The 16,299-nt window shown below is 26.8% G+C and carries 16 protein-coding genes; all 16 read left to right on the forward strand.

Translation table 11 applies throughout. From position 1 onward, the window contains the following. The first annotated feature begins 11 nt into the window (after positions 1 to 11). The 16 genes from ACFHWD_RS04035 to ACFHWD_RS04110 all read left to right on the forward strand — a co-directional run bounded on the left by ACFHWD_RS04035 (position 12) and on the right by ACFHWD_RS04110 (position 16,078). The gene (locus ACFHWD_RS04035) at positions 12 to 476 is read left to right on the forward strand and encodes a hypothetical protein (RefSeq protein ID WP_378060622.1); all 465 of its coding nucleotides are present in this window, start codon (positions 12 to 14) and stop codon (positions 474 to 476) included. 24 nt (positions 477 to 500) lie between these two features. Then, positions 501 to 1,523 (forward strand): hypothetical protein, encoded by a 1,023-nt coding sequence (locus tag ACFHWD_RS04040; RefSeq protein ID WP_378060624.1) that lies wholly within the window; start codon positions 501 to 503, stop codon positions 1,521 to 1,523. A gap of 75 nt (positions 1,524 to 1,598) precedes the next feature. Beyond that, complete coding sequence (locus ACFHWD_RS04045; protein ID WP_378060626.1) at positions 1,599 to 2,330, forward strand: hypothetical protein; 732 nt, start codon at positions 1,599 to 1,601, stop codon at positions 2,328 to 2,330. Positions 2,331 to 2,342: 12 nt separating this feature from the next. Then, entirely contained in the window at positions 2,343 to 2,813 is a 471-nt protein-coding gene (locus ACFHWD_RS04050; protein ID WP_378060628.1) for a hypothetical protein, read from the forward strand. 15 nt (positions 2,814 to 2,828) lie between these two features. Continuing rightward, the gene (locus ACFHWD_RS04055; protein WP_378060630.1) at positions 2,829 to 4,190 is read left to right on the forward strand and encodes a hypothetical protein; all 1,362 of its coding nucleotides are present in this window, start codon (positions 2,829 to 2,831) and stop codon (positions 4,188 to 4,190) included. A gap of 300 nt (positions 4,191 to 4,490) precedes the next feature. Continuing rightward, the gene (gene iscB / locus ACFHWD_RS04060; protein ID WP_378060632.1) at positions 4,491 to 5,741 is read left to right on the forward strand and encodes an RNA-guided endonuclease IscB; all 1,251 of its coding nucleotides are present in this window, start codon (positions 4,491 to 4,493) and stop codon (positions 5,739 to 5,741) included. Positions 5,742 to 5,814: 73 nt separating this feature from the next. Next, on the forward strand, positions 5,815 to 6,342 hold the full coding sequence (locus tag ACFHWD_RS04065) for a hypothetical protein (RefSeq protein WP_378060634.1): 528 nt from the start codon (positions 5,815 to 5,817) through the stop codon (positions 6,340 to 6,342). Positions 6,343 to 6,348: 6 nt separating this feature from the next. Beyond that, a complete protein-coding gene (locus tag ACFHWD_RS04070; protein WP_378060636.1) occupies positions 6,349 to 6,858 on the forward strand; it encodes a hypothetical protein in 510 nt (169 codons plus the stop codon). Between the two features lie 11 nt (positions 6,859 to 6,869). Beyond that, positions 6,870 to 7,655 carry a hypothetical protein gene (locus tag ACFHWD_RS04075; RefSeq protein ID WP_378060638.1) on the forward strand — a complete coding sequence of 262 codons (786 nt, stop codon included), beginning with the start codon at positions 6,870 to 6,872 and terminating at the stop codon, positions 7,653 to 7,655. A 44-nt stretch (positions 7,656 to 7,699) separates the two neighbouring features. Continuing rightward, positions 7,700 to 8,629: a hypothetical protein gene (locus ACFHWD_RS04080; protein WP_378060640.1), complete on the forward strand. Its 930-nt coding sequence runs from the start codon at positions 7,700 to 7,702 to the stop codon at positions 8,627 to 8,629. Between the two features lie 43 nt (positions 8,630 to 8,672). Next, entirely contained in the window at positions 8,673 to 8,900 is a 228-nt protein-coding gene (locus ACFHWD_RS04085; RefSeq protein WP_378060642.1) for a hypothetical protein, read from the forward strand. Positions 8,901 to 8,979: 79 nt separating this feature from the next. Beyond that, positions 8,980 to 9,375, forward strand: coding sequence for a hypothetical protein (locus ACFHWD_RS04090; protein ID WP_378060644.1), 396 nt, complete (start codon positions 8,980 to 8,982; stop codon positions 9,373 to 9,375). Further along, positions 9,375 to 9,899: a hypothetical protein gene (locus tag ACFHWD_RS04095; RefSeq protein ID WP_378060646.1), complete on the forward strand. Its 525-nt coding sequence runs from the start codon at positions 9,375 to 9,377 to the stop codon at positions 9,897 to 9,899. The genes ACFHWD_RS04090 and ACFHWD_RS04095 overlap by 1 nt, the downstream gene beginning before the upstream one ends. A gap of 1 nt (position 9,900) precedes the next feature. Next, a complete protein-coding gene (locus ACFHWD_RS04100; protein ID WP_378060648.1) occupies positions 9,901 to 10,368 on the forward strand; it encodes a hypothetical protein in 468 nt (155 codons plus the stop codon). Between the two features lie 141 nt (positions 10,369 to 10,509). Then, positions 10,510 to 14,781 (forward strand): phage tail tape measure protein, encoded by a 4,272-nt coding sequence (locus ACFHWD_RS04105; protein WP_378060650.1) that lies wholly within the window; start codon positions 10,510 to 10,512, stop codon positions 14,779 to 14,781. Positions 14,782 to 15,289: 508 nt separating this feature from the next. Next, positions 15,290 to 16,078, forward strand: a complete 789-nt coding sequence (locus ACFHWD_RS04110) for a hypothetical protein (RefSeq protein WP_378060652.1) — start codon at positions 15,290 to 15,292, stop codon at positions 16,076 to 16,078. Positions 16,079 to 16,299: the final 221 nt, after the last annotated feature.

Raw genomic sequence — 16,299 nt, forward strand, 5'->3', positions numbered from 1 at the left:
AGACAATATAAATGTTAAGGAATGTAATAGAAGGAGAAAATATAACTAGAATTTATAAAATTAGTAAAGAAACAAGAAGAGGTTCTTTAATGGTAAAGAATCTTACGACTGAAAGTGCGGATAAAGCAGATGATGTAGGAACTGAAACTTATTTGTTAGATTTTGATTTTCAGCCAATGGGATATCAGTCAGATATGGAGATATCAGCTTATACTGATCAAGCAGATATAGTACCAGCAGGTACACTTGGAATATTAGTAAAACCAGCAGTTGGTAGTGTATGGGCAACTGATCAGATAAATATGGCAGAAGTAGCAAAAGGTGATTATTTAATGGCTGGTACAGGTGATGATGTAGGTAAATTTGTAAAAGCAATTAGTGGTAAGACAACTGTCTATAAATATGTTGGCGAATATAATGATGCTGGTCATGAGTTACAGGCATTTGAAATAGTTGAACCAAAGACAATAGCATAAATTTGAAAATAGGAGGGAAAATTAATGAAATTATATAATACAGAAGTTGCAGAGATAGTAAAAAAGAAAAATGTTATATCATTATCAGAAAAATTAGAGCAATCAAAGAAAGGCAAAATATCATTATCTAATGAAGATAGTGAAGCTATAGAAGTTATTGATAACTTTGCTAGAGAAATTGGAAAACAGGGAAGAAGTTCAGAGAACAATGCAGTAGTAGCCAATTATATCAAAGAAACCATTGAACCAGTGGTTTTTAATCCAGATGAGTCTATCTTAAATGATATGTTTAAGATGGGAACTATTGGTGAATTTGATGAAAAAGCTTTTACTGGATTACCAAAAAATACTTTGGTTGCACACGATGCTGTAAGAGGAGGTAATATACCTAAATCCTACATAGATCCAACTATATATACTCCTCAGAGTTTTGAGTTACAGATAGAAACAGAGTTAAATTATAGTGATTTAAGAAGAAATGGATTTAAATCTATTTCTAAATTGAGTGAGTTTGCAGCAGAATCTTTTGATAATGAAAAATATTATAGATTGTTTACGGGTGTTGATAATGCGTTAAATTCATTAACTGGAGAACAGAATCTTGATGCTGGCTCGGCTTTGCCAATTGCTACTTTGGATGAATTTACTAGATATTTAAGAGATATGGCAGTTGATGGTAATCCATTTATGATTGGTTTGACTAAATATACTGATCCAATAGCAAGATTAGATGGAGCAGAGAAATATTTAAGTGAAGATATGAAAAACGAATTTAATAAGACTGGTAGATTGGTAACATATACTGGTGTTAGAGTTAATTCAGTTCCAACAGCTAGGAAAACTGCTGATGGTAAGAATTTGATACCTGATAAAAGAATCTTTGGTATAGCTGGAAGAATTGGTGAAATGGATGTTCGAGGAGAACTAAGATATTATGAAACTTATGATAACGATGCTGAGAAAGTAAAATTGAAATTTACAGGATTTAGTATAGATTATATAATTTTTAATCTGGATAGAATTGCAAGAATAGTTTTTGCTAATTAATAAAATTATATATAATTAATAAAAACGCAAAAATATAACAAATATTTTTGCGTTTTTTATATGGAGGATTTAAAAATGAACTTGTTGAATGGGAAAGTACGTGTATATAATTATAGGAACTCATCGGTTGGATTTCCATCAAATGTATTAAAAAAAGGGAACTTTATAAGTGGGAAAGACAAAGACAAAGAATATACTATGAAACGAATTCTTTGGGAAGATATAGAAGAAGAAAATGCTAATAGTGATATTTTTAGAACTGGAATGTTGAGATTTCATCCTGATGAGGAAGATGAAATTTATAAAAAATTAGGAATTGAAGATAGAGAAAATATATTGGCTGATGAAGACATTGTAAAGGTACTATTAAATGATAGTATGGATAATTTAAAGAGAATAAATAATATTAAGTCTTTTTCTTTAATAACTAGAATGAAGTCAATGTTATTTAATTTAGAAAGAGTTGGTAAATCTGCTCCAATTGATATAATTAATGTTATTAATGATAGATATGATTCCTTACGAAACCAGGGAAAGAAAAATGAAAAAGGATATTTAGATAGTTTATTGGAAAAGCAGAAAAAAGCCAATAATGAAAATGAGTTAACTAGTATGATTAAAAAATTATCTGAGGAATTTAATAATTTAAAACAAGAAAAACAAAAATCAGAACAAGAAACAAAGAAATCTTTAACAGATTTATTGAAAATTGTACAAGACTTAAAGAAAGAAAACGCTGAATTAAAAAATAATAAAGGTAAAAGAACAACGGCAAAAGCATCATCTGAAAAATCTAAAACAGTGTAGTAGGTGTATAGTATGACTACTTATAAAGAAGTATTTGATAAATTTGTAAAGAGATTAAAAAACGATGATGATTTTTTAGCCTATAAAAATATTTCTGAGGAAGAAGTGGAAGATTTAGTTAAAGACCATTGTGTTGATTTATTAAATCAAGCTATAGGAAAAATTTATGATATAGGAAAACCAGATGTTGATTTTTATGACAAAGATGACAAGAATGAAACATTTAATGTAATTTTATTTAATCAAGAAATTAAGTTACTTGTAGATTTAATGTACGAGTGTTACAGAGCAGAAGATAGAAACAAGATGCATTTTTATGAATTAACATTTACTTCTAATGAATTGAATGTTTTTTCTCCTGCTGCAAATAGAGATAGCTTTTTAAAAATGTTAAACTCTATTGAGAATACAAATATGAGAAATATAAATAATTATTTGAGTAGGGATAGAAAAACATGGGAAATTAAATCTATATATAAGTAGAAAGGAGATGTTGTTTTGACTTTGGATATTAATTATTATAGAAGATATTTAAATGGTAATACTGATACAAATGACAATATGATATTAGATTTATCTAAAAGATATAATAATCAATATCATAAAGCTATATCTCCTTTTAATATATTAATTAATACAGACAGGGCAGAAAAGGTAATAGTAAAATCTGCTAGTATAAAAAAAGAAACCCGTATTGTTGTAGATTATAGTAAAAAAATAAGTAAAGAAAAAATTAATCCTTTAACTAGAGAAATGTGGTCGATAATTGATGAAATTAATATAGGTGATTATATTTATAGAAATATAAAAGGTGAAACAAAAGTCTATCTGAGTATATTGAGTGGAGAAGAAAAGCAGGATTATGATATTAGTTTTATTAGAGAGTGTAATAATTGTCTTAATTGGATAAATGGTAATGGAGATATTATCACAATGCCTTGTATATACACTTCTCCTACATCAAGTATGAATGATTATATATATTATGGTGATATTAGTGTAACAAATAAAGTTATAGAAATAAAAGTACAGAATAATGAAGAAACTAATAATCTAAAAAAAGATATGGAATTTATATTCGATCATGTGGATAAATTTAAGATTACAAATATAAATAGGAGTTCAGAAAAAGGACTTTTAAATATCACGATGATAAGTACTGAAATAAATTTGTTAGTAGATAATTTAGAATTAAACATTGCAAACTATACAAATTTAAAAAGCAATTATTTTTTAACAATATTAGACGCTAATAATAATATATTGACTTTGAGTAAAGGATGTACTCAAAATTTAAATATAGAGTTAAAAAATAGAAATAGTGTTATAGACATAAAAAATAACAAAAATATATTTAATAAAATTATTTGTTATAGTGATAATGAAAATATTGCTACTATTAAAAATAATGGAGAAAATATAGTTGTTACTACATATAAGACAGGTATATGTAATATTAGTATAAGTATTCAAGGTAATGAGGAAGACGAAAATAATATTGCTGTATATAATTGTTCATTAAATGTAATTGAAGATACACCAGTAAATAATTATAGTATTGAGTTAAAAGATAAAAATGGTAATTTTAGTGTAATGCCTTTTATAAATAATACATTTATTGCACAGTTAAAAAATAATGATATAGTCATACAGGATGAAATCTTTAATTTTACTGTAAGAAATAAAGATATTAATCAAGCTGTATTATTAGGCGATATAATTAGTACAACTGCAAATTCTTGCACAATACAATGTAATAAGAATCATCAATACGGAATATTGATCTTATCGGTAAGCGATCGTAATAATATGATAAAAAGAGATTTTGAAATAGAAATAAAAAGTTTAACGTCAAATTAGCAAGGAACTTAAAATAGTTGTAAAATAATTATACAAAATTGGACATTTGATATTTTGTATAATTGATTATTTTATGTTCTCAAGTCTTAGTGAGTGTAGTAGGTTGAAAAATCTATAGCATGATGAACTACGTTATAAAGTAAGGTAAAGACATACCTTTAGATGTAATCTTCAGTCTGAAGCTCTATGAGTGCCAATCAAGAAACTCTACTATTGTCCTGTAGAGATAACAGAGAAACACATATTCTCTTTATAACATTGGCAAGAAGAGAATTCCCATGAAAGTGAGGTCAGTCAGAAATGACTAATAATATTAATAATAATCAATATAGTTTTGTTATTGATAATAAAGGTAATAAATTAAGTCCCTGTAAGATAAATAAGGCTTGGTATTTAATTAGAAAAGGCAAAGCAATACAAGTTAAAAAATACCCTATGATAATTCAATTAAAAAGAGAAGTAAAATCTAAAAAAGATAAAGATAATTCTGACTTTATTTGTGGTATTGATGATGGATCTGCTCATGTTGGTATTGCTATAGTACAGAAATGTAAAACTAAAAATAAAGTAGTCTTTAAAGGGACTATAGAACAGAGACAAGATGTAAAATCTTTGATGGATACTAGACGTGGATATAGAAGATATCATAGGAGTCATAAAAGATATAGGAAACCTAGATTTGATAATAGAGCTAATAGTAGAAGGAAAAATAGAATTGCTCCAAGTATATTGCAGAAAAAACAAACTACTTTAAGGGTGATTAATAGATTAAATAAATATATAGATATTTTGGAATATCATCTTGAAGATGTAGCAATAGATATAAGAACATTGACAGAGGGACATAAATTATATAGATGGCAATATCAAAAATCTAATAGATTAGATGAGAATATAAGAAAAGCAGTTATATTAAGAGATGATTGTAGATGTCAAGAATGCGGGAAATCTGATTGTATTCTTGAAGTACATCATATTGTACCCAGAAGATTGCATGGAGGTAATAATTTAGGTAATTTAATTACGTTATGTAGTAATTGTCATCAAAAGACAGAAGGTAAAGAAAAATTATTTATAAAACATTATCAAGATATAATAAAAGGTAATAATATAAGATTTGATTATGCTCAACATGTGATGCAGGGTAAAATATATTTAAGAAATGAATTAAGTAAGTTAGGTGAATTAATATTAACGACAGGTGGAGATACTGCTAATAAGAGAATAGATTGGGGCGTAAATAAAAGTCATAGCAATGATGCTGTGGTCATAACAGATTTAAGAGTAAATTCTAAAGATTGTAATATAAAAGATTGGATTATAAAGCCTATGAGGAGACAATCGAAAGCAAAAAATACTAACGAATTATTCAAACACAGGGATTTAATTAAATATACGAAACGAAATGGAGAAAGTTATATAGGATATATAACAGCAATAAAAACAAATGGAAATATAAATTTCACTTCCATAAAAGGAAATACATTCAGAAATTATGGAATTAAATCTTGCAAATTAATATGGAGATTTAATAAAATATATTATTTTTAAACTTAGAAAGAAACAAATAAAATAGAGAAAGGAGAGGTTAAGTTTGTCTAAGTTTCCTTAGCCAGGGGTTTTTATGTCTCAACAGAAATTTATAATAAATGAAGATTTAAAGATATCTAAAGTAGATACTACTTCATATACAAATGTAAATGCAGTAATATTGGAGCCATTACCTTCGTCAATAAAGTTAAGTACAAACGGAGTAGATGGAATTATACAAATCCTAAAAAATGGAGAAGAGATATTAGAAATTAGTGATTTAGATATTGATTCGCCTGATTCAGTTGGAAAATTTGTATGTGGTTCTACTCAAGAGATAAAATTAATAGTTGCTAAAGATAGTATAACTACTTTAACTCAGGCAAAAACTGAATATAAAGATACTGAAATTTATGCTACTTTTAGAGAAGATTTAGATGTTAGTCAAGATATGTATGATTTAACAATAATTAATTCTGTAGGTGAAAAATTATTTAATTCTAATCCAGTAACAGGTAATCAAGCTTTTGCGATCGTTGATTCATGGACGAAAACATTAGATATAAAAGAGATAGGATTACCTACTTTTATTATAAAGAATATCACTGTAAATAAGGAATGATAAATAATGATAAATAATAAAATACTAGCAAGATTAAAGCAGATTGAACATTATGATGAATTAGTTTTAGAACTATTTTTATCTAATCAAAAATTATTAAAATTAATAAATTATACTGATAATGATCCGCTATCTAAAGCTGATTTAAAAGAAAAGGACTTATTGAATTTGATAGAGAATAACTTTTTCGATGCTCCTATAACACCAACACAAGATTTGCAAAAAACTATAATCTGTTATTATTTCGATAACTTTGAACCTAATATCACAAATAATTTTTATAAAAATAGTTTCCTTGTTATTGATATCTTTATGTATAATAAACTGATAAAAATATCTAATGGAAATAGAATGTACAAAATTATGAATCAAATAGATAGTTTGCTTAGTGACAATAGAAATTTTGGTATTGGTCAATTAAATTTAACAAATGCAAATTGGATACATTATTATCCTAAAAATAATATAAATTTTGTTCATTTTAAATTTGCTTATAAAATAATTGATGAACATTAAGGAAATAACATATGGATAAAGAAGATATTGAAGATAAAGCATTAGCAAATTTATCTTGTAAAGTAAACAACATAGAGATAAAGCCAAAATCTCTAAATGAAATAGTTAAATATGGACAAAAAAATTTTTATAATTGTTTGAATATATTATTATTGGATAAAAATGATATACTACAAAATTTCGATTTACAAAGATGCAATGAAGTAGAACGAAATCTTTTTATGAATATGACTAGTTTTGATTTGCTGGTTTTACAATGTGCTCAAAGCAAAAAATTTTTTAATTTGTTTCAAAATGCACTATTATATTTTTTAGGGGAAAAAGAAGATAAAATTGGTTTTTTATTTAGTGGTCGTATTCAAGATATTAAAAAAGCAGTCTTTTATATTAATGATTTAAAAGATAACAAATTAATAAATGAAAGCAATTTTGAGGACATAAGAACTATTTTAAAAATACAAAATGTTATTGTTGAAAAAAAAAAAGAAAAATTGAATCCATTTAATAGTGTTGCAAATGAATTAATAAAATTAAGAGATAAAATGCGAAAGACGGTGCAAAAAAGTAAAGAAAATTCAGGTCTACAATTACGAGATATCATATCTATTGTGGCTAGTAATAATGATATAGGTCTTAATATAGTAAGTGTTTATGATATTAATATGTATATATTACAAGATCAATTACAAAGAATTGCAGTAAATGAAAATTATAGTATGCAGAAATATTTATTAGGTAATAGTTTTGGTGGAGGAAGTATTGATTTTAAAAATAATACTTATCTAAAAAAATTATAATATGTTAAGAGTTAGTAAAAAATTAATAAGGAGGAATTATATTTATGGGAAATAATGAAGGACAAGAATTTGGTAGTAGAGAAGTGTTAAATATGGTTGCTAAAGATATTCTTACAAAAAAACCAAAAGTTTATTTTGACTATTTGAAAGCAACTCAATTAACTAATAAAACTTCAACAGTATATGCAAGAGGTGGACAAGGAAATCCTCAATTGATAGGATGGACTGGAAATAGAGAAACTACTTTTAATTGTGAAGATGCATTGTTCTCTGCTAAGAATTTAGGATTATATTTTAATACAAATGTACAAAAAGGTCAAAAATTTGTAAATGAAAAAGATGCTTTATTTGTGAAAAGTATACCACCTGGAGTGACTGCCCCAACTGGTGCAGAATACTATGTTGAATTAGGATTGGATAAAAATGGAGAACCTATACATGGTGTCGATTTAGATAGCAACGATCATTTAATATATGTGTTTAAGGGTGCAGGAAATGGTTCTGTAATATTAACAGATGAAGCAAGTAATGATTTAGAAATTACGGCTTCTACTGAAACAACTACAGTTAGTAAGGGTAATTACGTATTGCAGAATTATACTCCTGCAACCACTGAACCTGTTGCTCCCGCTTCTTCTGCAAAATTGTTCTTTAGTGGAGATGATTTTGTAGAAGGAGATACGGTGATTGTAGATTATTATTATAATAAAAATTTGACAGAAGTATCTATAGATGCTGATAAATATGCAGGTACATATTATTGGGAAGGTCAAACATTATTCAGAGATCAAGATGGATATGATCATAATGCACATATAATAATACCAAAAGGAAAATTGATAGCAGATACCGAATTTGTATTTAAGCCTGATGGAGATCCAGCAACATACAAATTTGATATACAAGCATTAAAACCTACAAGGGATCAAAGAATAATTATTATGCAAATTGAAGACGAAATTATAGCAGCATAATAATTTATTTAATTGTTATTTTAATAAAGAATGGAGTGATATTATGGCAACAGAACCAGTAAAATCAGCAACGAATGTAAAACCTGCTGTGAATACTAATAATGTAACGAAAACAATGAATTGCAGAGTTGTTGAAGTAATAAATGATAAATTTTTTATTGCTTTTAAAGGATTAAGATTTTCCTTTATTAATAAAAATAATAAATATAAAAAGGGTGATATTGTTACTGTAGAATATACAAAGAACAAAATGTCTATAAAAGAAAAATAAATTAATAAATTAGAATGAATAGGTTGGGGGCATATTCCTCAACCTATAATTATATTTTAAAGGAGTATGTAAGGTTTATATGAGTAGAAAAATAAATTTAAATATATTAAAAAGAAAATCTACTATAAAAGAAGTCGATTTACATGATGGTGAAGCTCCAATTAAAGTAGAAACAACTCCTTCAGAGGAAGTGAAGGAAAAGATTATAGAATCTTTAATAAAAAATAGTAAATCAAACGATGGTGATAAAGTAGAAATAGATATAACTAATAAAATGACTTTTTTATTGGCTACTCAATTAATTACTGATATAGAGTTACAAAGAAATGAGAAAAAAATGTTTATTGATTATTTATTTAATGATCCTAGTAAATATGGAATTATACTTAAAAACACTATATTAAAAGTAATTAATAATATTGTGGAAGAATTTTGTGCTGACCAAATTTTAGATTATGATGAGGTGAAAAATTAATGGCGACTAGTATAATTAATAAAAAACAAAAACTAGATGAGAATGGTAAAGAGGTAAGAAAAGTAATAAAAATAGTGAATGATATAACTGTTTATGCTCCGACTTCTGAACAGTATAATTATATAGAAAAGTTTGTAGAATCTCATGTTGATAAAGAAAATAATAAAGTGGAAATTAGTGGAGAAGAAGTATTTAGAATTTTGTATAAAGAATTAACTGATTTGCAGGATATAGATAAAGTTGATGATGGAGAATTAAAAGATATTATTGAGCATCCAGACGAAGATTTAGAGGAAGTTAATCATATTTTAAGTAATGAATTAACTAAACTTATAATGAAAATGCTTGATGTAAAACAAGATATTATAAATGGAACGATAATAGCAATAAAAGGTGCTATGTTACAAGAAAACGCCAATAAATTAATAAATCAAGATGAGTTAAATGTACCAAAAGAAATCAGAGACAATTTACAGAAAATAGAAAAGATAAGTAAAAATCCATTAGAAAGTAGTAAGAAATAATATGGCAAATAGTTTACAACAATTAAGAGAACAACTTATATCACGAGCTAGAGAAGTAGCTCAAAAAGATATGACAGAAAAAATAAAAGATGTTGAAATAGAAACTATTGAAAAAACAGTATATGATGCATACTATCCTATGATGTATGAAAGAAGAATGTCAAACAATGGATTAATAGACAGAAAAAATATCGATGCTCAATTTACTGATAATGTTAATGGGATCAGTATGTATGTAACAAATAACACCAGAGGAAACACTAAATGGATAATGGGATCAACTTCAGGATATATCGAACATATAATTGAAGAAGGTATTGGGTATACATGGGAATATAGCGATATATATAAACAGCAACCATATCCAAGACCTTTCACTAAAAATACTATAAATGATTTAAAACAAAATAAACAATATGTTCAGGCATTAAAAAATGGATTAAAGAAGAGTGGTATTGATGTGAAATAATAACAGATATCAATACTATTCTTCTAAGTTTGTTTTTGGAAGTGTATTAATAAATTATTTCTCTTTAAATATTCTTAAGATAACTTATTAATACACTTCCTTTATTATGTATAAAATCACATAAATAATAGGAGGGATTTTATGGGTGAAGATAGATTAAAAATCAGCATTGATATTGATTTTGATAATTATAATGCTAATTTACAAAATTTAAACAGAGCATTGGAAAGATTATCAAAAGCAACAAATTTGAAGCTAAGTTTTGATATTAATAATGATACAACTCAACAGTTAAGTCAAATAAATGAAGTCATAAATAAAGTTAATCAAGCTACTGAAAGATTGAATGGTAATAAGATTGGCTTCAATATGGATAATATTCTTACTCAAATAAAGGAATTAAAAAATTATTCTGGTAACTTAGATGAAGTTAAACAAAAGTTAAAGTCGCTGGGTGAGATTAGAAATATAAAAAGTAATTTAATTGATGAAAATGGTATAAAAAAACTTGCTGCTTCTATTGAAGTTGCAAAGGGGAAAATAGTAGACTTACAATTTGCAATGAATGGTAAAGATCTTTATAAATTTGATGGAATTAAAAGCATAACTGATAATACTGATAAACTGGTAAAAAAAGTTGAAGAATTTAAAGAAAAATGGACACAAGCTATTAATCAAATTAATAACAAAGATATGTTATCTCCAGGTACTATAGAGAATTTACAAAAAACTTTAGATTCTTTAAATATAGATAGCAGTAAACTTGATTTTGAGAATATAAGGAAACAAATAAGTTCTGTATCTAAAGAATCTGATAGCTTATTTAACAAACAGCAATCTAATATACAAAAAGTTATTTCCTTTATTGATAAGTACACTGCTAAAATAAATAGCTTGTATAGAAATAATAATGGTGGAGTAGATAATACCAAGATATTAGATTTAGAGAATAGATTGAATTCTTTAGCTGGAACTTCCGATACTAGTCAATTAAAAGGTATTGAAACTCAATATAATAAGTTAGTTGAACAACAAAAAGATTATGAAAAAAAGATTCAAGATGAGAATCAACAATTAAAAGAACAAGAGGATTTATTGAAATATATATCTTCTCAACAAGAGAGATTGAAAAATATTCAATCTGGTTATAGTACAAAAATTGATACTAATAGTGGTTTATATGGTAATTTACAAAATCAATATAGGAATATTTTTAGTCTGTTAGATGAATATAAAGCAAAAAAGCAATCTTTAACTGCTGAAGATAAAATTAATATTACTGAACAAATTAATAATTTACGTAGATTGTCCAATGAATATCTAAATGTAAATAGTTTTATTAGATCACAAGAAAATGAATTAAATAATATTAGTAATAAATATAAATCTGTATTAAATCCAGGTGAAGTTGAAAGATACATCAATTCTCTAAAGGGATTTGATCCAGAAACTAATAATTTAGTTGGTGATATGGATAAAATCATTACCAAACATCAACAATTAAAAAATGAATTAAATGAACGTGTTAGGACACAAAGTTTAACTCAAAACTTGGGTGAAAAAATTAGTAGTTTTTCTGCTAGTGGATTAAATATGAATTCTGGATTAAGAGATATCCAGGATTTTTTACGTCAGAGTGTTAATGCAGGAGCGAATGTTTCTAGCGTTAAAAACAATGTAGATAGTCTCGGTAACAAAATAAGAGAAGTTAATTATAGTGTTAATGAAGGACATAATATTGTTAGTAAATATAGAGCTGTTATGGATGAAACTACAGGTTCTATATATAATATGTCAAAAGGTATTCAAGATTTAAGTAGTAGGCATGGTACACTTGGAGAACAAATGTTAAGTAGTATCAGAGGAATGTTACAATGGACGGTAGCTGGTACTGCACTCTTTGGAACTTTAAATCAAATTAAAGAAGCAATTTCAAGTTTGAATGAACTTAATAAATCTCAAACGAACATTCAGATGATTACTGGAATGAATAATCAACAGATACAGGGACTAACAGATCAATATGCTGATTTAGCTACTCAATTACATTCTACTAATAAAGAAATGATGGATGGAGCTGAAACTTTCCTTAGAGCTGGAGAAACTGTTAAAGAAAGTAAGTCTATGTTAAAAGCGACCACTATAGGTGCTGCATTATCAGGACAAACTAATCAGGAAGTAGCAGATCAGTTAATAGCTATATCTAATGGTTTTAGAATGAATACTAAAGATGCACAAGGCATGATGAATGTAATTTCAAAACTTACAAAAGCTGATAACGATAGTGCTACAAGTTTTAAGGAGATTGCAACTGCAATGCAGGGTTCATCTTCAACTGCTCAATCTGTACAAGTCGATTTTGATCATTTGTTATCTTATATAAGTACTGTTTCTAGTGCTACACGAAAAAGCGCTTCAAGTATAGGCGAATCATTTAATGCAATGTTCGCAAGATTCGAAAATGTAAAAGGTGGAAAAAAATTTGATCCTAATAACGAACCATTGAGTAACGTTGAGAGAGATTTGAAAAGATATGCAAATATAGATATAAGAAAAGACAAAAATACCTTTAAGTCATTTGAAGAGGTATTGGATGAAGTTGCTAGTAAATATAATAAATTATCTGGTGTGGGACAAGCAGCAGTTAGCAAGGCAATGGCCGGTACTTATCACTTGAATGACTTCCAGGTATTAATGCAGAATTATGATAAAGTTAATGGTATGCTTAAGGATATAGGTAAAAGTGCTGGATACGCAGAAGATAAATATAATAATGTGTGGTCTAAAGGTACACAAGCAAAGATTAATGATTTCAAACATTCGGTAGAGGAATTATATCGTACTATAGGTAATTCAGGAGAAATTAATAAGGGTATTGATGCTCTTAATGGATTGTTAAAAACTTTTACTAGCCTAACAAGTCAGTTTGGTTTGCTACCAACTTTGCTCAGCGGAATTGTACCTATTTTAACGCAATTTGATAAATTTAAAAATTTTAAACCTATAGATTTAGTAAGTGGAACAGGAATACGTGTATTTGGAAAAGGATTATCTGATATAAAGAATATAAGCACATCATATAATACAGCGATTGAAGCAGTACAAAGACTAAATAAAACAACGGGGCAAACTCCGACTTTATTAGAACGAACAACTGCTACAATGAAAGCATTAAGAATAGAAACTGGATTAACAGCTGTAGCTACTGGAGTATTGCGAGTAGCAGAGATTGCTTTAAACGCAGCCATCACGATGGGAATAAGTATTGCTATAGGTATGTTGATACAAAAGATAGAAGATTATGTTAATAAAGTAGATACATTAAAACAAAAGAACCAGGAATTATTACAGTCTAGTAAGCAAAATATACAAGATCATGAATCTAATGTATCAATGCTTAGTGAAATGTCTGCTAAATATAGTGATGTATATGATAGAGTACAAACATACAAAGATAAAGGGTTAACGCCTTTAACAGAAGATACAAAAGCATTGAATGATATGAACAATAATTTAGCATCTAAATTTCCTGATCTTGTAAGTGGTTATGATTCTCAAGGGAACGCAATATTAACAGTTAAAGGTAATTTACAAGATTTAATAGATAAAGAAAAAGAAAGAGCAAGATGGGAATCTCAAAAAGTAATTAATAGTAGTGGATTTAAAGAAGAATCGGAAGCAGAACAGGAACAAAATAATAACAGAATTGGATATTTAAATCAAAGTTATGGAGCTGGAAATTTTGCAAATAATATAAAGATGGGTTTTACTCATCCGATAAGATCTTTTCAAGATTTCTTTGCTAATAAATCTCAAACAGCAGCAATGACAGCACAATTAAACAAAGAAAATGCACAGGCATCTGGTTGGTATAAAAATATTATTCCAGATATATTAAAAATTGACGATGCTTATCAAAAACTTAATCCAGCTTTACAAACATCAATAAAGAATTGGGCAATGCAAAATACTGAGTTTAGTAAGATGAAGTCAGGTATAGATGTCCAGAAACAAGTAAATGCAGTTAGTAAGTTATATGCTAATAATGATAGCTTAAAATTAATAAGCGAAATCAATAGGTTAAATAAACAAGTGAAATCTGGAGCAGTACCTGTAGAAAAGTACACTAAAGATACCGATAATTTAGTAAAAAAGATAAAACAGATATCAGGTACTTCATTATCTGCTAATCAGTTAAAAAAAGTTTTTAATATAGATACCGGTAAAATATCTCAAGATATTACTAAAATAAATTCTTTAAACAAAAGTGTAAAAGAATTTAAAAATCAATTTACAACTGATGTCCGGCAGATCAATAAATATAATAAAATATTAAATGATATAAAGATAAATGGTAAATTAAATGCATCAGATAAAAAAATCATACAGGAAGATCCTGAACTATTACCATAAAGAAAAATGTGGCTTAGTAGTATAATACATAAACTACTAAGAAAATTGATTCTAATATACGGCAGAAACCTAGTGATAGGCGATGCCTTGGAAGGTTCAAAATATTTTAATAATAAAAAATAAATAAAAAAGTGTTGAAAATTAATAATGAATTTTTTAAGTAGAAATGTATTATGTACAAGGGAGAAAAGGATGAAAAAAGTTTTTATTAATAGTTTACAAAATCTTAGCAGAAAGCCCACGTCTTTTAAGCGTGGGATGAATGCTTATAGAATTTATAATAAAGGTTTTGAAGCGAGCCTTATACTATCGTTAATGGATTGGTTGCAATCCTTGATAGTAAAAGTCTTATAGAAATAAATCAGTTATATTAGCTTTCGAGTTAATATAGAAGTTTATGTATATAAGAACCCCNTGGTTGCAATCCTTGATAGTAAAAGTCTTATAGAAATAAATCAGTTATATTAGCTTTCGAGTTAATATAGAAGTTTATGTATATAAGAACCCCTTGCCTTTAGGTGTGGGAGTTTCAGAACAATTAAATATAAAATTTATATATCAATATTCTCCTAAGTGGTGTAAATATAAATTAAATAGTAAAAATAAAAAAGGCAGATATGATTTCTATTTTAAAATTAATAATAATGAATATATAGTGGAAACTGATGGAGGATGGCATAATAAAGATAATAAAATAAGTGGACAAACAAAAGGAGAAAGTAAATACATAGATAATATAAAAGATAAATTAGCAAATAACCATAAAATTGAAGTTATTAGAATAGAATGTAATAAATCAGAATTAAAATACATAAAGAATAATATAATTAATAAATTAAATAATATATTTAATTTAAATAAAATAGATTGGTTGAAATGCCATAAATACGCATGTAATTCCTTGGTTAAAAAAGCTTGTGATTTATGGCAACAAAAGGATTATTCTACTAATAAGATAGGGGAAATATTGAATATAAGTGACGGTACTATAAGAAATTATTTAAAACAAGGAACTAAGTTAAATTGGTGCCAATATAATCCTAAACAAATTCAAAAAAACAATGGTAAATTGTTTGGGAATAATGGTACGAAAGTAATATGTTTAAATAATAAAAAAATATTTAATTCTGTATCCGAAGCAAAAAGGTATTTTAAAAACAATGTTAACATAATTAATTGTTGTAAAAATATAGCTAAATATGCGGGAAAAGATCCAATAACAGGAGATCATTTAAGATGGATGTATTATGATGATTATTTAATATTTAAACAAAAAAGTCAAGTTATTAATGAATAAGTAAAGTCTTCGACACACTTTGCTTATTTTTATTATTAAAATATTTTGAGTCACCAACAACGACTGGAACGAATCAATGGGATAGTAATTATATCTTAGTGGAACAGTCTAAACATCACGCTATAATCTAGAAATGAAACGTGAGAGTTAAGGTCAAGTGTAACCAGACACTTTCGGAAGTACCTTAACCGCCATATTAATATATGGTCTGTAAGTAGAAA

This window comes from Clostridium sp. MT-14 (genome assembly GCF_042436595.1).
Taxonomy (GTDB): Bacteria; Bacillota; Clostridia; order Clostridiales; family Clostridiaceae; genus Clostridium_B; species Clostridium_B aromativorans.

Bases quoted from the DNA above. Each gene is read 5' to 3' on its own strand.
- ACFHWD_RS04075 (WP_378060638.1), top strand. From the start codon at position 6,870: ATGGATAAAGAAGATATTGAAGATAAAGCATTAGCAAATTTATCTTGT.
- ACFHWD_RS04105 (WP_378060650.1), top strand. From the start codon at position 10,510: ATGGGTGAAGATAGATTAAAAATCAGCATTGATATTGATTTTGATAAT.
- ACFHWD_RS04100 (WP_378060648.1), top strand. From the start codon at position 9,901: ATGGCAAATAGTTTACAACAATTAAGAGAACAACTTATATCACGAGCT.
- ACFHWD_RS04085 (WP_378060642.1), top strand. From the start codon at position 8,673: ATGGCAACAGAACCAGTAAAATCAGCAACGAATGTAAAACCTGCTGTG.
- ACFHWD_RS04040 (WP_378060624.1), top strand. From the start codon at position 501: ATGAAATTATATAATACAGAAGTTGCAGAGATAGTAAAAAAGAAAAAT.
- ACFHWD_RS04065 (WP_378060634.1), top strand. From the start codon at position 5,815: ATGTCTCAACAGAAATTTATAATAAATGAAGATTTAAAGATATCTAAA.
- ACFHWD_RS04070 (WP_378060636.1), top strand. From the start codon at position 6,349: ATGATAAATAATAAAATACTAGCAAGATTAAAGCAGATTGAACATTAT.
- ACFHWD_RS04090 (WP_378060644.1), top strand. From the start codon at position 8,980: ATGAGTAGAAAAATAAATTTAAATATATTAAAAAGAAAATCTACTATA.
- iscB (WP_378060632.1), top strand. From the start codon at position 4,491: ATGACTAATAATATTAATAATAATCAATATAGTTTTGTTATTGATAAT.
- ACFHWD_RS04080 (WP_378060640.1), top strand. From the start codon at position 7,700: ATGGGAAATAATGAAGGACAAGAATTTGGTAGTAGAGAAGTGTTAAAT.
- ACFHWD_RS04095 (WP_378060646.1), top strand. From the start codon at position 9,375: ATGGCGACTAGTATAATTAATAAAAAACAAAAACTAGATGAGAATGGT.
- ACFHWD_RS04045 (WP_378060626.1), top strand. From the start codon at position 1,599: ATGAACTTGTTGAATGGGAAAGTACGTGTATATAATTATAGGAACTCA.
- ACFHWD_RS04050 (WP_378060628.1), top strand. From the start codon at position 2,343: ATGACTACTTATAAAGAAGTATTTGATAAATTTGTAAAGAGATTAAAA.
- ACFHWD_RS04035 (WP_378060622.1), top strand. From the start codon at position 12: ATGTTAAGGAATGTAATAGAAGGAGAAAATATAACTAGAATTTATAAA.